We start from the raw sequence: 21,091 nt of genomic DNA, 5'->3' as shown, positions 1-21,091 counted from the left end.
TGTGCCTAGTAGGTAAGGGGCGTTAAAAGCGTGTGGGGGTCGGCTCTCAAGAGCGACCCCCACACGCTGAACGTTTAAATCAGGATGCGCGTCGTGCACGTGCTGCACGACGCTTGAGCGAACGACGTTCCTCTTCGCTCAAGCCACCCCACACACCAGAATCCTGGTTGTTTTCGATTGCCCACTGCAGACAGGTCGCTTCGACTGAGCAGCTGTGGCACACGGCTTTGGCTTCCGCGGCCTGAGCAATTGCCGGACCTGTATTTCCGATCGGGAAAAACAGTTCGGGGTCAACACTCAAGCAGGCAGCCTTACTCCGCCAGTCCATTTCACAGCTCCTTGGATTCGTTCACGCATTTTCGACTGCGCCCATTGGCGCGCCGAATTCCATTGATAAGTGTCGGTGAATAAATGTGCGGGGGCAAGAGGTGCAGGGCATAACCCATCAAAATTTGGTGTGCAAGTTGTCACGTCGGTGCTCAGAGCAACTCAATGCAACTCGATCGAAGTGTCCAGCGACACGAATAATGCCTGTGTTTTCCTTCCACCGTCGGGCAAAAAGTGAGGTTTGGAGCCGATTTGTCGAGTGTTTGAAAGATCGTATGAAATCTGGTGGCGGATCAATGATGAGAAGGTTCGTTTGCTCTTGGATAGCCAGACGAGGCCATTGAGTAGGACTCAGAGTCTCAATGTGTGGATTGTTAATGCCGAGTGAAGTGAGGTTGTGTCTCAAAATTGTCTGAATTACCTGCGACTCGTTATGCATAATTATCCAATCCGAAAGCCTCTTGTTCTGTTCAGGCTGGGTGTGCGCAGTGAATAGGTGTGTGCAGACGTAGACGTCGAAGTCCTCCCACCCGGGGCCAATCAATAGCTGAGCACTATCTGGGTGGGTGAAACCTCCGTAGCAATCTTTGGTCGGTGCAACAAGCGATGCCTCCGCTCCCCGGTTTTTCTTCGCGAGGTCTGTTGAAGGAAAAAGAGCCAGGGTTCGCTGATGATCCGCTTCAACCCACCACTGGCCAGGTTCGCACGGCTCCTCGGTCGCGGACGAGGCGCGATAGTGAGGTTCGGACGTATCGGGTCGTTCAATGAGGAGCGAAGCCAGTGAACGATCGAAGCGAGTAAGAGGGTGAGTATCGAGGCTTCCCATGATGAAGACAACGCCACGTTGGGTACATTCTTCGATTCCGTTCGTCCAGATCTCTTCGGCAACAACAAGTCCGTAGATTCGTTCAAGTTCGTGGCGAGAGGCCGCGATGTCAGTGATTGCAATGATTCGAGGAGTATGGTGTTTCGCTTGCTCGAACAGGGTGGCAATATCTTGACCTTCCCGGATCGTTAGTCCACGGGTAGTGGGCGAGGGGGGTGCCTGAGCATCAATCAGGTCGATCTCCCACGATGAGTGGGTTGAAATCCGAGTTGCTATCTGGCGAACAAGTGAGCCAGTTTCGGTTGTGTGATGTGCTGGGGCGCGGACGATGATGTTCCCGCTTTTCCATCTCACGGGTGTATGTGCTCCAGAATCGACACCATCGCCCAGCCCAAGCGGTACTCCTGCAACGTGTGGAGCTTCTTTCGAAAGGAGGTCGAGCTCTTCCCAAGTGATGGACGGAGGAAGGAATGGAGCCCACGCCAATGGTTTCCACTGTTCGTTCTGAGTCGTCGTGCGCGGTATTGATGTGTCGCAACTCTTCGGCGCACAGTGTGGATCTGCGCGTTGCGCAGCGGTCGTGCTGTTGGGGCTCCATGCGCATTGAAAAAGCCCGCGATCAGCCCAGATTGCTCTTCCGGGAATCCGTTCGAGGTGAGAGGCCCTCGCATCGCCAATCACGTCGATTGAATCTGAATCCGACAGGCAACGAAGCGCAATGCGGATATCGATGTTTGCTCGCATGGCAGAGCTGACGGCTCCGCCGGGACGTTGTGTAGCGATAATCAAATGCACGCCCAGTGAGCGTCCTTGGGCTGTAAGTCGGTTGATGATGACGCTTCCATCTTTGTGTGCGTCGACGAGGACTCTGAATTCGTCGATGACGATGATAATTCTGGGCGGTGGACAGGTGGCGGTACCGTCACGATGAGCGCGGGCCCAGGTTGCATAGTCGGGGAAACCAAGGTGCGAGAACTCTTGTTCGCGTCGCAGAAGTAGCGATGTTAATCCTCTGAGAGCCCTTCGCGTCTGGGCGGGATCGAGGTCAGTGAACACTCGGTCGACGTGTGGAGCCGACTCGAAGCGGTGAAAGGTTGCTCCTCCCTTGTAATCAATCAGGATCATGCGTATTTCTGCTGGCGTGTATGTGCTGATTAAGGCTTGAATCCAGGTGATGAGGGCTTCTGACTTCCCCGATCCCGTTGTGCCTGCCAGCAACGCGTGCGGTCCATCATTGACGAGGTCAATGGTGAGGGTGCCGGCGTCATTGACTCCGATGGGGATGCTTAAATGTGTTCCATCGTGGCTGGAATTGCCGGTGGTGTGTGCAAGCAATGAACACAAATCGACGCTGGTGGGCAAGGATGAGCCGGTGGATACGGGTTCAAACTGCTCCCACCAGCGTGGAGCGCATGACATTCGTTTTTCAACGTTGAGGGTGCACCAGGGCGGAACATCTTCTAATCCCATGCCAATGGCAACGTGCCAAGGATTGTCATCGCGTTCCCGATCGCTCAGAGAGGCGGGCGCAGTATCCAAGGACGCCATGCAGTGGGGACACTGGTGGCCACGCATGATGTGGATTGTTGGTCCGCCGTTGCCAAACGCGTATTCCTCTGAGGAGTCTGTGATGACGTATCCGCCACGAGATACTGCGATGATGTTGCCAGCAATCCACGATGCGGTGGCGCGTGCGTCGTCTCCGATACACGCGATTGCACAGGGCGAATCGAGCCGGAGCGTGAGTCGACGGAGGGAGCCGGGGAAAGAAACGCGCACTCTTTGATTGATTGGATATGTATCTTGAGGTGTCCTGTTCGTTCTGCGTTGCCAGCGATCAGGATGCGAGCGTTGCCTAGCGGTGTGTCCGCCACGTGCAGATTGTCCTTGCGCTTGAAGAAAAGCCAGCATGATGGCAAGCCCAGCTGGGTCGAGTCGAACGTGCTGTTTCTTTCGTCGCAGACGAATTCCCAGCGTCACCAGGACGAGTCCGACGGCCAAAGCTCCTAGTCCGTATGTAACGTAACGGAAAGATCCCAGCCGGACGCCTAAGAATAGCGCCATTGTGATGAAGGGGAAGAAAGCAAGGAAAGTGCGCATGGACACTTTTCGGCTTTCCTGCCATGTGTATTTTCGAGGCCTGCCACGCAGGACGAATGTATCGCGTCCTAAATGCAGGACCATCCGTCGCCGGAACTTTCGAGGCTTCCCTTGTACCCGACGACGCAGTAGTCCCAAGGTCAACAGGGTTCCATTTGTTGAGCCCGTATCGTAAAGACGAAACCCTTTCTTTGCCCGAATGATGTTCGCGTGATCGCGCGATATCTGCTGGTCGACGATGAAATGATCGCGGCCTCGTCCCACGGAAGACGGAAGAGGGAAAACGAGACCAGCGTCCACTCCGCGCACACAGGCTAAATGCATGGGAGATGCCATGGCTTGTAGCGCGATGTCACTCATCATTCCTCCTTCAGTGTCAGTGTGGCGAGGGAAGAAGCAGGGAAACAAACGCAAAAGAGACGAATTGTGGATAACTTGAAAAGTATCCACAGGCATGCCTGCAAAGACATTCCTCCATGGCTAATGGAACAATGAATCCATGAGTGAAACAGAGTCTCTAAAGAAACGTCACGACGGCCTTGTCCGGGTCATCCAACGGGCGAATGCCGCCTACTACGACTCTGACTCACCCGAAATGTCAGATGCTGACTACGACATTATTTTCCGCGAGCTCGAGGAACTCGAACGCGACCACCCCGAACTTGTCACCCCGGATTCTCCCGCCGCGAGTGTTGGCGGCACCGCCGACCAGACAACAACCACGATCCGTCACCTGGCTCAGATGACGTCCATTAACGACGTCTTTTCTTTCGAAGAACTCGGCGAATGGGAAGCTCGGATGCGGGCAGATTCTGGGCTCGATGAAGTTCAGATGACAACCGAGGTCAAGATTGACGGTCTTGCCATCAACCTGACATACGTAGACGGCAAACTCGTCAGCGCGGCCACCAGGGGCGACGGGTTCGTCGGTGAAGACGTGCGCTCAAACGCTGACAAGATCGCGACTATTCCGCAGTCAATGCAGGGGAAAAATATTCCGCACCGCATTGAAATCCGCGGAGAGGTCTACATCCCGATCGCTGATTTTGAAAAACTGAATGCTGATATCGAAGCCGAAAATGCCTGGCGTATCGCCGAGAACGGTCGCCGTGAAGTCGCCAACGCAACCCTGGATGCGGATAACGCGCAGATCGCCCGAAAGAACAGAGAGATTCGCGCGCAGAACAAGGATGCCCTTGGCGGGTTTCAGACTCCGCTACTTGAAAAGAAGAAGCGTCAGCGTCCCTTGCCGATGCTTTCCACGTTCGTGAATCCGCGTAACGCGGCGGCTGGCACCCTTCGTTTGAAAGAAACATCCGCCGACGAGGTCACACAGGGCCCCGACTACGAGATTCAGCTACGCGCACGCGCGTTGCAAGACCAACGTGTTTCATCGTTGTCCATGCTTGCGCACGGTATCGGATTCGTTGAAGAGGGGGATAGTTTCTCGGCGCCTACCACTCAGTGGGAACGATACCTTCAGCTCAAAGAATGGGGTTTCACGGTTCCAGATCAGACGCGTCTGCTGACGGGGCTCGATCAGATTGTTGCCCGTATCGGCGAGTTAGGGAAGCAACGCTCTCAGATGGACTACGGCATCGACGGTGTCGTCATGAAAGTGAACGATGTTGCCCTTCAAGAAAGCATGGGGTTCACGTCGCGCGCACCCAGGTGGGCGGTCGCGTACAAGTTCCCGCCCGAAGAGGTCCACACTAGGCTCCTCGATATCCGTGTCCAGGTTGGGCGCACCGGCAGGGTGACTCCGTTTGGCGTCATGGAAACAGTACTGGTTGACGGTTCCAATGTTTCGCGAGCAACGCTCCACAACGCCGAGGAAGTTCAACGTAAGGGCGTTCTGATCGGCGATATCGTTGTCCTGCGTAAAGCGGGGGATATCATTCCGGAAATCTTAGGCCCGGTGTTGGCTGCGCGAACAGGGGAAGAACGCGCTTTCGTCATGCCGACCGCGTGCCCTTCGTGCGGTAGCCCGCTTTTAGCTGAGAAGGACGGGGATGTGGACCTTCGATGTCTGAATAAGGCACACTGTCCTGCTCAGCTGACCGAACGAGTTGCCCACTTGGGTGCTCGTTCCGCGTTGGATATTGAAGGTTTGGGTGGGGAAGTTGCGATGGCTCTGACCCAACCTGAAAACCTCAGAGAAGATGTTGCTTCCGCACTTGTAGCGGGCCACGATGTGTTCTTAGAAGATGGAACGCGACTGCGTCTTGATAATGCTGACGATCTTTCTCCGGCGGATCAACTGGCCAGCGCGGAAGCTCTTCTGCCAGCCCCGCAGACTCCGGTGCTCCACGGCGAAGCGCAAATCTTTGACCTCAAGGCCGAAGACCTTCGTGACGTGTTCGTATGGAGGGCTGTTAAAGACGATGACTCCGATGTGTCACACTACAAGCAGGTTCGCTTCTTCTGGACAAAAGCATTCATTGCCAAAAAGGACAAGGACGGGGACACAACGTATGTACCTCGTGAAACGGAAGCCTCGAAGGGAACTCTTGCCCTTCTTGACGAGCTAGAAAAAGCAAAGTCCGCTCCGCTGATGCGAGTTCTTGTTGCCCTGTCGATTCGCCACGTCGGTCCGACGGCTGCCCGTGCAATTGCAGATCATTTCGGTTCGATGGATGCCGTTCGCAACGCCTCACTTGATGAACTATCAGGAATCGAGGGCGTCGGACCGGTCATCGGCGGGGCCCTGATTGATTGGTTTAGTGTCGATTGGCATCAGGAACTCGTTGAGCAATGGAGTCACGCTGGTGTGAAGATGGCTGATCAGCCACCGCAGCAGGTGTCGCAGGTTCTTGCCGGGCTCACGATTGTTGTCTCGGGAACGATGCCCGGTTATGACCGTGAAGGCGCGAAGGAGGCAATCGTGGCGCGCGGTGGTAAGGCAGCCGGTTCTGTTTCGAAGAAGACATCGTTGGTCGTCGCAGGTCCGGGCGCAGGGTCAAAGGCTACAAAGGCCGAGGCTCTGGGGGTGCCCGTGATCGATGAGACACGCTTTAATGACCTGCTGAACGGTGGGCTTGAAGCCTTGAATCTCGGATGAAAACGTGTCTGAGCGTTGCCGGCCGGTAGCTCAGATGGGTTTTAGACCATGAATTCAAAGGGATGCAGAAGATACTCGGTGATACGAGTGAGCATATTCCGGCCTTCCCATTCGCCGATCGTGTATTGACGAGCGGTGGTGAGGTCGTTGTCGAAGATTTCTTCCATGTGCTGGGCAAGCTCGCGCGAATGGAATTGCATATTGACTTCGTGGTTGCCTCGCATGGAGAGGCGGTCGATGTTGGCAGTACCGATCGTTGACCACATGCCGTCGATGCTCATCGTCTTGGAGTGAACCATGGCGTGCTGGTAGAGCCAGATCTCGATGCCTTCGCGAAGCAGGGAGCCGTAGTAGGGGCGTGCTACCCAGTCAGCCATGATGTGGTTGGAGTATTCGGGGATCAGAACCTTGACCTTCACTCCGCGTTTTGCTGCTGCGATCAGGGCTTGAAGAATCTCTTTATCGGGGATGAAGTAGGCGGTGGTAATCAGAATGTGGCTGGTCGCGCGCTCGATCGCGTCGATGTACATTCCACGAATCGGGTAGAGGATTCGCTGGGGTGCATTGAATGCGGCGGTGACTTCTGCATGCCACTTCTTCGCTCCGGTGTCGGGCAACTGGGGCGCACGATGGGGTTTGAAGTGATTCCAGAAATCGACGAACCCGTTTTCTAGCTCCCACACGGCATCGCCAGTCACGCGAACGTGGGTATCGCGCCATTCGTTGGCGAAGGGGTTGCCAATGTTGTAGCCACCGACGAATCCAACGGTGGAATCAACAACGAGGATCTTGCGATGGTCCTGGCCCGTGTTCCGCAGATTCAAAGTCAAGAGACCAGAACGAATCGCGGGGAAGCGACGAACCCATAGGTGTGGAATATCGGGGAAGAAATAGAAGCGTGGATCTTGATTGAGAACTCCAAAACCGTCGTACACGCAGTAGACGTTGACTCCACGTCGGGCTGCTGCGATGAGCGCGTCTTTAAAACGCTGGCCCCATTCGTCTGCGCGCCAAATGAATGATTCAAAGTAAATATGGTCTGTCGCGTTCTGGATTGCGTGGAGCATATCCGCGTATAGGGAATGCCCCTCCGTATAGGTTCGCACCATGCCACGTGGGATTTGTATGTCAGCTGGTTCGAGGGTCGGGAATCCGTGTCGGCCACCGGGGACACGTTGCTTACGCATATGGTCGACGGCGTGGACGGTGACGATGGCGGTTGCCTGTGCGATGGTGATGCCGATCGCCGTCTTCTTCATCAGTCCTAAGGTTTCGGCGCTGATGAGTCTTTTACGCGGGAATCTCATGAAGCTGATTCTACGGCCTCGTGTGGATTACGGCGTGGGCGCGAATCCCGCTTATTAGTGCTAGGCGCTAAGATTGCAACTATGTCACGAATCAGTACTGACGAGGTCGCCCGCGTCGCGGAGCTGGCCCGAATCGCATTGACTCCAGGCGAAATTGAACGTATTGCTGGGGAGCTCGACGTTATCGCTACTTCAGTTGCTAAGGTGTCCGAGGTCGCGACCCCGGATGTTCCCGCAACCTCTCACCCGATTCCGCTGACGAATGTCTGGCGTGAAGATGTGGTCACAGAAACTCTTGACCGTGATGAAGTTCTTTCGCAGGCGCCTGCAAGCGAAGATGGGATGTTCCTTGTTCCGCAGATCCTGGGGGAGGAATGATGAACGAACTGCTGAAGAAGTCCGCGCTTGAGCTGGCTGACATGCTGGCCGCAGGTCAGATCACGTCGGTTGAACTGACAACTGCGTGCTTGGACCGTATTGAGGCACTGAATCCTAAGATCAATGCTTTCCTTTTCATCGACCGCGAGGGCGCTCTGAAGACCGCGGCCGAGGTTGATGCGAAGCGCCAGGCCGGCGAGGAACTGCACCGCCTTGCGGGTATTCCGATTGCTTTGAAGGACAACATGGTGACCCGTGGAATCCCGACGACGTGTGCGTCGAAGATTCTGGGCGATTGGCGTCCTCCGTATGACGCAACGATCGTGAAGAAGATCCACGAAGCTGGTCTGCCGGTCGTTGGTAAGACGAATATGGATGAGTTCGCAATGGGCTCGTCGACCGAGCACTCCGCGTTCGGTCCGACCCTGAACCCGTGGGATATCGAGCGTATTCCCGGTGGTTCTGGTGGCGGTTCCGCTGCTGCGGTTGCTGCTTACATGGTTCCGCTGGCGCTGGGCTCTGACACCGGTGGTTCGATCCGCCAGCCGGGTGCAGTGACGGGCACGGTTGGTGCGAAGCCGACCTATGGTGCTGTTTCGCGTTACGGCCTGATTGCCATGGCCTCGTCGCTTGATCAGATTGGTCCGGTTACCCGCACCGTCGCTGACGCTGCAGTTCTGACCGAGCTTGTGGGTGGCTATGATCCGCTCGATTCCACGTCTCTCAACGAGCCTGTTGGGAACCTCGTCGACGGCGTTGAAACTGTCGCAGGCACCAAGTCCATGGCTGGCCTGAAGGTAGGCGTGGTGAAGGAACTGTCGGGCGAAGGCTACGAAGCCGACGTTCTTAAAGCCTTCAACGCGACCGTGAAGAAGCTTGAAGAATCTGGCGCAGAGGTGAAAGAGGTGTCGTGCCCGAGCTTCGACTATGCGCTCGCGGCCTACTACCTGATCATGCCGGCTGAGGTTTCTTCGAACCTTGCTCGCTTCGATGGTATGCGTTACGGCATTCGCGTTGAGCCCTCCGAGGGGCCCGTGACTGCTGAGCGCGTGATGGCTGCAACCCGTGAAGCTGGCTTCGGCGACGAGGTCAAGCGTCGTATCATCCTCGGCACGCACGTCCTGTCGGCCGGCTACTACGACGCCTACTACGGCAGCGCTCAGAAGGTTCGTACCCTGATCCAGCGCGACTTTGCGCGTGTTTTCGAAGAGGTCGACGTTCTTGTTTCGCCGACCGCTCCGACGACGGCGTTCAAGTTCGGCGACAAGATTGACGACCCGATGGCGATGTACCTCAATGACATTGCGACGATCCCGGCGAACCTCGCCGGTGTCCCCGCGATGAGTGTTCCGAATGCGCTTTCGTCCGAAGGACTGCCGATCGGCTTCCAGATTATTGCGCCTGCGCACCACGATCTGAAGATGTACCAAGCTGCTGCTTTGGTTGAAGCGCTCAGTGATGATGTGGCGGGCGCTTGCCCGGCGAGCTCTTGGGAGGAAAACTGATGAGTGAACTCATGGATTACGCGGATGTGACCGCGAACTTTGATCCGGTTCTTGGCATCGAGGTTCACGTTGAGCTCGGTACGAAGACGAAGATGTTCGATGCGGCGCCGAATGCCTTTGGTGGAGACCCGAACACCTACGTTACTCCGGTTTCGCTGGGTCTTCCCGGGTGTCTTCCGGTTGTGAACCACACTGCAGTTGAATACGCGATCAAGATCGGTCTTGCGCTGAACTGTGAAATCGCAGAGTACTGCCGTTTTGCGCGTAAGAACTACTTCTACCCGGACTTGACGAAGGCATTCCAGACGTCGCAGTTTGATGAGCCGATTGCTCACGATGGTTACGTGGATGTCGAGCTTGAAGACGGTAGTCTGTTCCGCGTTCAGATTGAGCGCGCACACATGGAAGAAGACGCAGGTAAGAACACGCATGTCGGTGGTGCTGAGGGTCGTATTCACGGAGCCGATCACTCGCTGGTTGACTACAACCGTGCGGGCGTTCCGCTGGTGGAGATCGTGACCCGCCCGATCGAAGGTGCAGGGGAGCGTGCTCCTGAGGTGGCTGCTGCCTACGTTCAGACTCTGCGTGATATTTTCCGTGCGCTCGGTGTGTCCGAGGCTCGTATGGAGCGCGGTAATGTTCGAGCAGATATCAACGTTTCTCTTCGCGATACTCCGGAATCTCCTCTGGGTGTTCGTACGGAAACGAAGAATGTGAACTCGTTCCGCGGTATCGCTAGCGCTGTTCGCTACGAGATGCAGCGTCAGGGTGCGATCCTTTCTGCCGGTGGGTCGGTGAACCAGGAAACCCGTCACTTCCACGAGGAAGACGGTTCCACCTCGCAGGGCCGCGATAAGTCGGATGCTGAAGACTACCGTTACTTCCCCGAGCCGGACCTGGTTCCTGTTGCTCCTTCGCGCCAGTGGGTTGAGGAACTGCGTGCCTCGCTTCCTGAGCTTCCTGTTGCGAAGCGTCGTCGCTTGCGCGAAGAGTGGGGCTATGCCGATATGGAGATGCGCGATGTCATCAACGCTGGTGCGTTGGAGATTATCGAGGCCACCGTTGAGGCTGGTGTCGATCCTGCGTCCGCTCGTAAGTGGTGGATGGGCGAACTCAGCCGTCGCGCGAAGGAACGCGAACTGTCGCTCGAAGATATGCCTGTCACGCCCGCTCAGATTGCTGAGTTGCAGGGCTTGATCGATTCTGGTCGCATCAATGACAAGCTTGCTCGTCAGGCGCTGGAAGGCGTTTTGGCTGGTGAAGGCTCGCCGACCGAGGTTGTCGAGGCTCGCGGTCTTGAGGTTGTTTCTGACGACGGTGCGCTTTCGAAGGCTGTTCAGGATGCGCTGGATGCCAATCCTGATGTGGTCGAGAAGATCAAGGGTGGCAAGGTCGCAGCTGCTGGCGCACTTGTGGGGGCTGTCATGAAGGCGACACGTGGTCAGGCGGACGCAGCTCGCGTGCGTGAACTCATCATGGAGATGGTGGGAGCCTGAAGCGTCGCGCTTGATTGAAGTGTCGCTGGGCGGTGGATGATAATCCACCGCCCAGCTTTCTATTCCCTCAGGCCCGTGAGTGGCCTCGTTGATGGCGAAAACTGAGCGTATGGCGCACGAATGACATGGCTGTAATTTGGTGAAAACCCTGGATTTCTGCGGGAGATAGATATCGTGCAGTCATTGAGTTTATGTCGTGAATTCAATATAACGGTTTAGTTACAGTTCGTGTAGATAAGGCTTTTTCGCCCTCCGCACAGTGCACACTATGAGTCATGGAAATGCGCCAACGGTGGTGACTTTCCATCACACAACTATCTGTCAACAGTTCAGCGGAGAACCAATGACCAACACACGTCGTGAGCGCATCGTCCTGGAGATGCGCAACATCACGAAGGTCTTCCCGGGTGTCGTCGCACTTGATGACGTCAACCTCCAGGTACGCAACGCTGAGATCCACGCGATCTGTGGCGAGAATGGTGCTGGCAAGTCGACCCTGATGAAAGTGCTGTCGGGCGTGCACCCGCACGGCACTTACACGGGCGACATTTTCTACGAAGGCAACGAAGTTCGATTCTCGAACATTCGCGACTCTGAAAAAGCCGGCATCGTCATCATTCACCAGGAACTTGCTCTTATCCCGCAGCTCAGCGTCGCTGAGAACATGTTCATGGGCAACGAGGTCAAGAAACACGGCGTCATCGATTGGAACGAAACCAAGCAACGCGCCCTTACGTACATGGCCGAAGTTGGATTGGATGAAAACCCAGACACTCTGATTAAAGACATGGGTGTCGGTAAGCAGCAGCTTGTTGAAATTGCCAAGGCACTTGCAAAGGACGTCAAGCTCCTGATCCTCGACGAGCCCACTTCGGCACTCAACGAGGAAGAATCAGCCCACCTTCTCGACCTGATGCGCAAGCAGCGCGAACGCGGCGTCGCGATGATCATGATCTCGCACAAGCTCGACGAAGTTGCTGCCGTCTCTGATGCCATCACGGTTATTCGTGACGGCAAGACGGTCGGCTGGATGGACGCCGACAAGGAAAAGATCGACCAGGACGAGATCATTCGCCTGATGGTCGGTCGTTCCCTTGAAAACCGCTACCCGGACAAGAAGTCGCATCCGGGCGAAGTGAAGTTCGAGGTCAAGGACTGGTGGGTACGCCATCCGCTGAACTCCGAGCGTTTCGTCTGCAAGGGCTCGTCCATCAACGTCCGTGCCGGTGAAGTGGTCGGCCTTGCGGGTCTGATGGGTGCCGGTCGTACAGAGCTGGCTCGTTCCGTCTTCGGTCATTCCTACGGTATCCACGAGGGCGGCGAAGTCTTTATCGACGGCAAGAAGGTGAAAGCGAACTCCGTCCCTGAAGCTATCGACGCTGGCATTGCTTACCTTTCTGAAGACCGCAAGATGCTGGGTCTCAACCTTCTGGAACTGATCCACCAGTCGGTTGTTTCAGCCAAGCTTTCGAAGATCCGCCACCACGGCGCGTTGAACATCGAAGAGGGCAAGAAATTCGCTGAAGAATCCCGTCAGAACCTGCGTATTAAAGCGCCCTCAGTGATGACGGGCGTGGGAACGCTTTCCGGAGGTAACCAGCAGAAAGTCGTCCTTGCAAAGTGGATGTTCACTGACCCCGAGGTTCTCATCTTGGATGAGCCAACCCGCGGCATTGACGTCGGTGCGAAGTACGAGATCTACACGTTCATCCAGGAGCTTGCCGCTCAAGGAAAGGCTGTTCTGGTGATCTCGTCCGAACTCCCTGAGCTTCTGGGCATCACAGACCGCATCTACACCATTTTCGAAGGCGAAGTGACGGGGTGCGTGCCCACCGAGCAGGCAGATCAGGAAAGCCTGATGCACCTGATGACGTCCACCTCATCCACTCCCACTGGCAGCAACGAAAACTGAAAGCTAAAGGCACTTCAATGAAGAAGAATCTCACAGCACTATTCGGAGGAGACTTCCGACAAATCGGAATGATCGCTGCTCTGGCGGCGATTGCCCTGTTCTTCCAGTTCAAGACGGACGGCAAGGTCTTCCAAGCACAGAACTTGATGAACCTGGTCATGGGTAATACCTACGTCCTCGTTCTCGCCATCGGCATGGTTCTGGTCATCATTGCCGGCCACATTGACCTGTCAGTCGGTTCTGTCGCAGCAACCGTCGGCATCGTCGTTGCCGTTGCTATGCGTGATTGGGCCCTCAGCCCCGTCTTGGCCATCGTTTTGGGTATCGGCGTCGGTCTGCTCATCGGCATCTGGCAAGGCTTCTGGGTTGCAAAGTGGGGAATCCCCGCCTTCATCGTGACCCTGGGTGGCATGCTCCTCTTCCGCGGTACTAACCAGCTGATCGGCAAGTCTTTGACGGTCCCGGTTCCCGAACTGTTCCAGACCCTCGGCGCTGGCTACCTGCCCGATATCGCTCCGGATGTTATTCCCTTCAACCTGCCGACCATGATCCTGGCTGTCATCGCAGTCCTAGCGATCGTCTGGAAGGAAATCTCCGGCGTGAAGGCTCGTCAGCAGTTCGAAGCTGAGCCGGCCCCGATGTGGGTTCCGATTGTTCGCATGGTTGTCCTCGGTGGCGCAATCCTGATCGTCGCCTGGATCTTTGCAACGGGTCGCCCCGGCACCTCGTTCCCAATCCCCGGTGTTATCGTCGTCATCCTGGCTCTGATCTACTCGTTCATCGCTGACCGCACGGTCCTCGGTCGCTCGATTTACGCCATCGGTGGCAACAAGGCTGCTGCAGAACTGACCGGTGTGAAGGTCATCAAAACGAACTTCTTCGTCATCTGCAACTCCGCATTCCTCGCCGCAGTTGCGGGAATGCTGTTCATCGGCCGTTCGACGGCCTCGGGTCCTGCTGACGGTAATGCATGGGAACTCGACGCCATTGCCGCCGTGTTCATCGGCGGTGCCGCCGTTTCCGGTGGTGTTGGCACGATCATGGGCACCATGGTTGGCGCACTTGTCATGGCCTTCCTGAACAATGGCCTTCAGCTGATGGGCGTGGGCTCCGACTGGACGCAGATCATTAAGGGCCTCGTCCTCTTGATCGCAGTCGCCGTTGACGTCTACTCGAAGCGCCAGGGCAAGCGTTCCATCATTGGCACCTTCCAAAATGCCTTGAGTAATCAAAAGGCAGTTCGGCAAAGCGAAACAAAGACTCCCTCCAAGTGATGATCGGGCGGTAAGGAGAAACCGTATCGCCATGTCAACAACGGGCTCAACAAACGTTGAGTCATCCACAAAGCGTAGATATTCCCAAGCAAGCCAGCTGGGGAACATCGAATGAATCATCAAGAATCACCAAACAAACACACGAAAGAAGAGACAATGAAGACTCTGAAGAGTGCGGTTGCCATCAGCGCAGCGGCAGCGATGGCATTCTCTATGGCAGCTTGTGGTGCCCGTGATACGGGTAGCTCATCGGGCGATCAGTCCGGCGCAGCGGCCTCGGCTGACAAGATGTCGGTCGGCATCGCAATGCCACAGAAGACCTCGCAGAACTGGGTTGAGGCTGAAGACATGTTCAAGGCCAGCTGCGAAGAGCAGGGCATTGAATGCACCATTCAGTTCGCAAACGGTGGCGTTGCTGAGCAGCAGAACCAGGTTGCAGCCATGATCGAAAATGGCGTGCAGGTTCTGGTGATCGGCGCAATCGACGGTTCGCAGCTGGGTACCCAGCTGAAGGCAGCCAAGGATGCCGGCATCAAGGTCATCGCATACGATCGTCTGCTGACGAACACGACCGACCTTGACTACTACATCGCCTACGACAACTTCGGTGTTGGTCAGCTTCAGGGCAAGGCATTGCTTGAAGGTCTCGAAGCCAACGCTGGCGAGAGCCCGTGGGATATCGAGCTCTTCGGTGGCTCCCCGGATGACTCGAACTCCTTGAAGTTCTTCGGTGGCGCAATGGACGTCCTCCAACCGAAGATTGATGATGGCACGCTGGTTGTGAAGTCCGGGCAGACCGAATTCACGCAGGTCGCCACCCAGGGCTGGTTGCCGAAGAATGCTCAGGACCGCATGGCAGCACTGCTGACCTCGACCTACCAGGGCGACGCGGTTCCGGATGGCGTTCTTTCCCCGAACGACACCCTTGGCCGCGCAATCATCACCGCTGTTGAGCAGGCCGGCAAGCCGGTTCCGGTTGTGACTGGTCAGGACTCCGAAGACGAGTCGGTCACCTGGGTCACCCAGGGCAAGCAGTACTCCACCATCTTCAAGGACACTCGTCCGCTGGTGAAGGCAACTGTTGATCTTGCTATCCAGCTCGCCAAGGGCGAGGCAGCCCCGAAGGTCGACGGCGCAACCCTCGACGATTCCCAGTACGAGTCGATGGAAGGCAACCCGGTCAAGTCCTTCCTGCTGACCCCGAAGATTGTCACCAAGGACAACGCTGCAGACGTCTACAAGGATGACTCGCACCGCATGGAGCTCGTCAACGCTGCCAAGTGATTGACCCGCTAGGTATCGCCTAGTTTTCTCACCTTTGGTTTCGCCCTCGTCGGTTTTTCGGCGGGGGCGAAACTCGTGTATGCCAAGGCGCTCAAGCGTCGTTCGCGCAAACACGTTGCGCGCCGTGACAGGGGTATAACGGCCAGTTGGTCGCCGAAAAGAAGTGACGAGGCCGGGAGCGTTTACAGCGCGATATGTGAAGCGCCAGTGATAGCGGCTATGAGTTCGTCGGTTGAGGTATCACGCGAGTTGAAGGAACCGTTGTTGTGTCCGTGACGGAGAACTTCGACCCTGTCGGCACTAGCTTGAACGTCGGTCAGATTATGGGAAATGTAGATGACCCCCATTCCCATATCGCGCAGGTGCTCAATCAGGATGAGTACTTCCGCAGTTTGTGCCACGGACATAGAGGCCGTGGGCTCGTCGAGGATCACCAGACGCGGGTGAGTCACCAGGGTGCGCGCGATTGCAACGCATTGACGCTGTCCGGCGGTGAGCTGGAAAAGGGGGACTCGCACGTCGGGGATATGCGAACCCAACTGATCAAGATATTGGCGTGCTTTGAGTTCCATGCCCTCGTCATCAAGGGCGCGGTGCGAGAACACTTCACGCCCAAGGAAAATATTCGATACAACGTCCAAGTTGTCGCAGAGCGCAGTTTCTTGGAAGACGGTGGCAATACCGAGTTTCAATGCGTGCTGCGGGGAATCGATGCTGATTTCTTCCCCGTCGAGCGCGATCGTTCCCTCATCCGGAGGAAAAACTCCTGAGAGCATGCGGGCGAGCGTTGACTTCCCTGCCGCATTGTCGCCGACAAGGGCAACGACTTCGTGACGGTTCACGATGAAATCAACGTTAACGAGTGCTTCAACACCGCCGAACGTTTTTGTAAGTCCCCGTACTTCAAGAAGGGGAGCGCCTTGGATCGTCATTGGTCCTCCTGGCGGTGAGTTGAATAGCTGGGAACAAAAGCGTCTTGTGCAAGGATCATCGCGCCGATGGCTTCGGCATCAGCGCCGAGCTTCGACGGATAGGCCGTGATTCCTTCGTCGCGCAGGTAGGGGCGTTCGAAGAGAGCGTTTTGAATAGGGGACAAGAATGTGTCTCCCGCATTCATCAGCTCACCACCGACAGCGACGGCTTCGAGATCGAATACCGTGACAAGGTCAGAGATGACTCGTCCGATTGCGCTTCCTGCGTCAGAAAGAACCTGCTGGCATCCGGGGTCACCTTCATTCGCGTGTGACAGTAGGTCACGCAGTGTCATGGGACCTCGTGACAGGCGAAGAAGGTCAACAAGGTAGTCCGCCCCAACAACCGTGTTCAGACAGCCACGAGCACCGCACGTGCAGATAGGACCGTGAGGATCAACGATAACGTGCCCGATTTCCCCGGCAATACCGGTGGCACCGGAATAGGCTTTTCCGTCGACCAAAATTCCCGCGCCGGTTTGATACGAGGCTCGGATATAGGCGCACGATGAGAACCCGCGTAGCGAACCAAATCGGTTTTCAGCGGCAACAGCAGCGTTCGCGTCGTTCATCACGATCGTGTCGCGTCCAAGTCTGCGTTGGAAGACCTCAGCAATGTTGATGTCTTCCCAGCCTCGCATGATTCCCTTTCGGGTCAGAGTGCCCGTTTTCGGGTTAATAGGGGCAGGTAAAGCAACACCGATACCAGCAAGATCATCCAGCGATTGCCCTGCCTGTTCAAGAAGGTCAAGAACCAGAAGCGTTGCTCGGTCGAGCGTCGTATCAGCCTTATGGTCGACCGGTAGTGGCAGAACTTTCGTGAATTCGCTGGTGCGGGACTCGTCGGAGATGTAAATATCCAGTGCTCTGCGTCCGATTGAGATACCCGCGGTAAGAGTTGACGATTGTGTGAGCGAAACCAGTTGAGCGCGCCTGCCCGAACGAATCGTTGACGTGAGTTCAACGCTTCCTTGTGCCGAGAGCTGTTTAATGATGTTCGAAATGGTTGCGGGAGCAAGACCTGTTGCTGCCGATAGCTCGACCTGGGTGATACGCCCGTACTTTCGGATCGCGTCAAGAACGCGCGCGGAATTTGCCTCGCGGAGCGAGGATTGAGATCCGGATCGGGCGTTCAAACGTGGCACGTTTCTAGGATAGTCAGTGAAGTGGGCTGATGCGTGGATGCCCGCTGGGCGAATCGGTTCAAAAATGTGCGTTGAACTGTCAAGATGGTGCACTATAGGAAAACAACACGAGCCTTTGTGCGTTCATATTCCACTCAACGAGGAGAGCGAAGTGAGCCGACTACCCTTTGACGCTTCACGCTTAGGTCAAGCGGGAATCATGGGAATCCTCGTTCTTGCCCTGATGATCTTCTTCCAGTTCATCACGGGATCGCACATGCTGGCGTCTGCGAACTTGCAGAATATCGTCACCGGTAACGCTCATATCTTTGTCCTCGCTATCGGCATGGTCCTGGTGGTGACGATCGGTCAGCTGGATTTGTCAGTTGGCTCCGTCGCGGCGTTCTCATCAATGTCCATGGCGATCATCATTGCCAATCTTGGCTTGCCCTGGTGGGTTGGCCTTCTTCTTGGCATGCTGATCGGAACTTTTATTGGCTTGATTCAAGGCCTGTTTGTTGCGAAGGTCGGTTTGCCTGCTTTTATTGTCACCGTTGGTGGAATGATCATTCTGCGCGGTGGAGTCCAGTGGGAATCTCAGGCATTGTCGGTGCCACTTCCTCACAGATTTCAAACGCTAGGTTCGGGTTATCTGCCTTCTTGGGGGAGCATATTCGGCATCGATACGGCAACGGTGATCGTGGGTGTCATTACTGCCGTGGTAGCGGTTACCTCGATTGTTCGTACCTATTTTCGCCGGCGCGCTCGGCTAGGACTGCGGGGAGTTGATTATCGACCCTGGGTGAAGTCCGCGATTGTCGTCGTGCTGGTGGGGGTCTTCACCTGGCTGTTTGGTACGGGACGTGAAGGAACATCTTTCCCCGTTCCGGGTGTGGTGGTTCTTGTTCTGATTTTCATCTACCACTTCATGTTGACGAGGACCCAATTTGGTCGCCATCTTCAAGCTGTCGGCGGAAACATTCAGGCGGCATCCCTTTCCGGTGTGCGCGTGACGAAGATTCAATGCCTTGTCATGGTGAATATGGGGATGCTGTCGGCGCTCGCGGGCATGATGTTCGCAGGCCGGGCGACGGCTGTGGGGCCTCAAGATGGTCTCTTATGGGAGCTTGAAGCTATCGCTGCCGTGTTCATCGGCGGAGCGGCAGTTGCCGGTGGTCGCGGGTCGGTTTTCGGTGCTGTCCTTGGTGCCACGCTGATGGCGGTTCTTTCGAACGGGCTGTTGCTTGTTGGACTCGGCTCTGATCGTGCTCAGGTAGTGAAGGGCATCGTTCTTCTTGCTGCTGTGACCCTTGATGTCTACGGGAAGAAACAGTCTCCGCTCCACGAGCTTTCGCGAACGCAATTCAGCTTCTAGAGCCTGTTCGTTTATGCCTCTGTCACCTTCTCGCCTGCTATCTCTGCCAAGAGCAACGATGAACGGGCACGTGTCGGTGTCATCGATTCGTTGGTGTGCCCGGCCTCGTGAATCGAGAGTTGTGCGTGCGGAACAGTGGGAACTCCTTAGCGCCCAACTAAAACGGGACGATCGCGAAGGTAGGAAATCACGCTGGCGTTACGTAGCTAATTGTTGACAATTGTCCACCTGGTGATGCGCACTATCCGTTCTGTCGGCACGTACGTACTATGGGAACAACGATTGATCTACGGCCAGCGCCGATCGAAAAGAGAGAGCACCATGCGAACTTCTCCGTCATACACCGCCTCATACCGCGTTGAAATCGACGAAGCGAAACTATCTATTGGATCGCTTGTCGAAGCGGTATCAAAAACCGGTGCTCAGGTGAGAGGCCTCGACGTCGCCGATTCCAACCGAGGCCGAATGGTTCTCGACCTCACCTGCGACCTGCGCGATTCGGAGCACCGTCGCGAGGTTCGCAATCTGCTGAAGGGGCTGGTAGGTGTCACACTGTCGTCTACTGCAGACCAGACTTTCCTTGCTCACGTCGGTGGCAAGATCGAAATCAACTCGAAGGTTCCGCTCCGTAATCGCGACGACCTGTCTCGTGCGTACACGCCCGGCGTGGCCCGCGTCTGCACCGCAATCCATGACGTTCCTCAGAAGGCTCACCTTCTGACGATCAAGGCGAATACGGTTGCTGTCGTTTCTGATGGCACTGCGGTCCTCGGCTTAGGAGATATTGGCCCGGAAGCGGCTCTTCCTGTCATGGAAGGTAAGGCGGCTCTGTTTAAGGAATTCGGCGGTGTGGACGCATGGCCGGTCGTTCTTGACACGAAGGACACTGAAGAAATCATTTCGATTGTTAAGGCGATTGCCCCCGCATACGGTGGTATCAACCTTGAAGACATCTCCGCGCCTCGTTGCTTTGAAATCGAAGAACGCCTGCGTGCAGAACTCGATATCCCGGTCTTCCACGATGACCAGCATGGCACCGCTATCGTCGTGCTTTCCGCACTGATCAACGCGCTGAAGATTGTCAATAAGAAGATTGAAGACGTTCGCATCGTGGTGTCCGGCGTGGGTGCTGCAGGCAATGCGATTATTCGTCTACTTCTGGCGCAGGGGGCTAAAGACATCGTCGGTTACGGTCGCACGGGTGCACTTGCCGCCGACGATACTGAGGGCATGCACCCCTCGCGCAAGGCTCTTGCCGAGGCAACGAATCCGCGCCTCGTTCACGGAAATCTGAAGGAAGGTCTGAAGGATGCCGATGTCTTCATCGGTGTCTCGCACGGCGACATTTTGGATCCCGGCGATATTGCCACGATGGCTGACGGGGCAATCGTGTTCGCCCTAGCCAACCCGACGCCCGAAGTTGACCCGATTGGTGCGGGGGAGTACGCGGCGGTTGTTGCGACGGGCCGCTCCGATTACCCGAACCAGATCAACAACGTGCTGGCATTCCCAGGTTTATTCCGAGGCCTGCTGGATGCAAAGGTCAAGGAAATTACCACCGAGGTTTTGCGCGTCGCAGCAGTTGCTATCGCTGACGTCATCGAGGAAGAAGAGCTGTCATCCAGCTACATCATCCCCGGCGTTTTCGATGGACGTGTTGCTCCAGCGGTTTCGCGCGCGGTCCGCACCGCGGTTCGTGATCTGCCGACGCTGAATATTCCCGTCCAAGAGGACATAGATGCTTGAGGGCCTGCACCCTGTCGGCTGAACGTGCCTACAGCAAGGCGCTGCAACGTGGGTGTGCGTGTCACGTAGTGCGCGGCGCGTTCGCTGAATAATTGACGAGGTCCGGGTGGGCGCAGACATAAAGGCTGCGCCCACCCGGATTGTTTTCGTCTATAAACCTGCTCTGACGTGCGCAGATTACCGGATAATCTGGCGAGACCTGCGTCGCTTTTTGTCCGAATTCTTGTGTGTTGCGAAACAAACGCAGGTCACATTTTAGTGTTTTGATGCTGGTGCTGGCCTGTATTCGTTGAAATTTAGGGATTTTTTGCGGTGTGGTGTCGCTCGGATTGAAGCTTGCGCTGATTTGACGGTGTGGTGGGGGGTGGGTATTGTTTCTGTTGTTGCGCCGAGTGGTTGCAAGCT

General features: G+C 56.1%; 15 protein-coding genes. 9 read left to right on the top strand and 6 right to left on the bottom strand.

The window, feature by feature from the left end:
* Window positions 1-79: 79 nt before the first annotated feature.
* Together QP442_RS08150 and QP442_RS08145 are read right to left on the bottom strand one after the other, a co-directional pair.
* On the bottom strand, window positions 80-328 hold the full coding sequence (locus QP442_RS08150) for a WhiB family transcriptional regulator (protein ID WP_006681815.1): 249 nt from the start codon (window positions 326-328) through the stop codon (window positions 80-82).
* 117 nt (window positions 329-445) lie between these two features.
* On the bottom strand, window positions 446-3,613 hold the full coding sequence (locus tag QP442_RS08145) for an FtsK/SpoIIIE domain-containing protein (RefSeq protein ID WP_181002128.1): 3,168 nt from the start codon (window positions 3,611-3,613) through the stop codon (window positions 446-448).
* 139 nt (window positions 3,614-3,752) lie between these two features.
* Between QP442_RS08145 and QP442_RS08140 the strand changes: the two genes are divergently transcribed.
* A complete protein-coding gene (locus tag QP442_RS08140; RefSeq protein ID WP_103632414.1) occupies window positions 3,753-6,314 on the top strand; it encodes an NAD-dependent DNA ligase LigA in 2,562 nt (853 codons plus the stop codon).
* 41 nt (window positions 6,315-6,355) lie between these two features.
* On the opposite strand, the gene QP442_RS08135 is transcribed toward QP442_RS08140, so the two are convergent.
* On the bottom strand, window positions 6,356-7,573 hold the full coding sequence (locus tag QP442_RS08135; RefSeq protein WP_219810907.1) for a phospholipase D-like domain-containing protein: 1,218 nt from the start codon (window positions 7,571-7,573) through the stop codon (window positions 6,356-6,358).
* Between the two features lie 129 nt (window positions 7,574-7,702).
* On the opposite strand from QP442_RS08135, the gene gatC reads away from it, so the two are divergent.
* The 6 genes from gatC to QP442_RS08105 all read left to right on the top strand — a co-directional run bounded on the left by gatC (window position 7,703) and on the right by QP442_RS08105 (window position 15,470).
* A complete protein-coding gene (gene gatC / locus QP442_RS08130; protein ID WP_040318742.1) occupies window positions 7,703-7,999 on the top strand; it encodes an Asp-tRNA(Asn)/Glu-tRNA(Gln) amidotransferase subunit GatC in 297 nt (98 codons plus the stop codon).
* Complete coding sequence (gene gatA / locus QP442_RS08125; protein WP_103632416.1) at window positions 7,999-9,504, top strand: Asp-tRNA(Asn)/Glu-tRNA(Gln) amidotransferase subunit GatA; 1,506 nt, start codon at window positions 7,999-8,001, stop codon at window positions 9,502-9,504. Before gatC ends, gatA begins: the two co-directional genes overlap by 1 nt.
* On the top strand, window positions 9,504-11,000 hold the full coding sequence (gene gatB, locus QP442_RS08120) for an Asp-tRNA(Asn)/Glu-tRNA(Gln) amidotransferase subunit GatB (RefSeq protein ID WP_103632417.1): 1,497 nt from the start codon (window positions 9,504-9,506) through the stop codon (window positions 10,998-11,000). The genes gatA and gatB overlap by 1 nt, the downstream gene beginning before the upstream one ends.
* 343 nt (window positions 11,001-11,343) lie before the next feature.
* A complete protein-coding gene (locus QP442_RS08115) occupies window positions 11,344-12,912 on the top strand; it encodes a sugar ABC transporter ATP-binding protein (RefSeq protein ID WP_103632418.1) in 1,569 nt (522 codons plus the stop codon).
* A 17-nt stretch (window positions 12,913-12,929) separates the two neighbouring features.
* A complete protein-coding gene (locus QP442_RS08110) occupies window positions 12,930-14,186 on the top strand; it encodes an ABC transporter permease subunit (RefSeq protein WP_006681807.1) in 1,257 nt (418 codons plus the stop codon).
* 156 nt (window positions 14,187-14,342) lie between these two features.
* Window positions 14,343-15,470 carry a substrate-binding domain-containing protein gene (locus tag QP442_RS08105; protein ID WP_006681806.1) on the top strand — a complete coding sequence of 376 codons (1,128 nt, stop codon included), beginning with the start codon at window positions 14,343-14,345 and terminating at the stop codon, window positions 15,468-15,470.
* A gap of 182 nt (window positions 15,471-15,652) precedes the next feature.
* Here the strand turns inward: QP442_RS08105 and QP442_RS08100 are convergent, their stop codons facing one another.
* On the bottom strand, window positions 15,653-16,402 hold the full coding sequence (locus QP442_RS08100; RefSeq protein ID WP_006681805.1) for an ATP-binding cassette domain-containing protein: 750 nt from the start codon (window positions 16,400-16,402) through the stop codon (window positions 15,653-15,655).
* On the bottom strand, window positions 16,399-17,586 hold the full coding sequence (locus QP442_RS08095) for an ROK family transcriptional regulator (RefSeq protein WP_040318749.1): 1,188 nt from the start codon (window positions 17,584-17,586) through the stop codon (window positions 16,399-16,401). The genes QP442_RS08100 and QP442_RS08095 overlap by 4 nt, the downstream gene beginning before the upstream one ends.
* A gap of 151 nt (window positions 17,587-17,737) precedes the next feature.
* Here QP442_RS08095 and QP442_RS08090 point away from each other — a divergent pair, with 151 nt between their 5' ends.
* On the top strand, window positions 17,738-18,940 hold the full coding sequence (locus QP442_RS08090; protein ID WP_006681803.1) for a sugar ABC transporter permease: 1,203 nt from the start codon (window positions 17,738-17,740) through the stop codon (window positions 18,938-18,940).
* Between the two features lie 321 nt (window positions 18,941-19,261).
* Window positions 19,262-20,686 (top strand): NAD(P)-dependent malic enzyme, encoded by a 1,425-nt coding sequence (locus QP442_RS08085; protein ID WP_006681802.1) that lies wholly within the window; start codon window positions 19,262-19,264, stop codon window positions 20,684-20,686.
* Between the two features lie 61 nt (window positions 20,687-20,747).
* Here the strand turns inward: QP442_RS08085 and QP442_RS08080 are convergent.
* A partial coding sequence (locus QP442_RS08080; RefSeq protein ID WP_285069767.1) for a hypothetical protein occupies window positions 20,748-21,091 on the bottom strand: 344 nt, incomplete at its 5' end.

It is taken from the genome of Pauljensenia sp. UMB1177, from assembly GCF_030217965.1.
In the GTDB taxonomy this organism is placed as follows: Bacteria; Actinomycetota; Actinomycetes; order Actinomycetales; family Actinomycetaceae; genus Pauljensenia; species Pauljensenia turicensis_A.
This window is presented reverse-complemented; position numbering and strand designations above follow the sequence as displayed.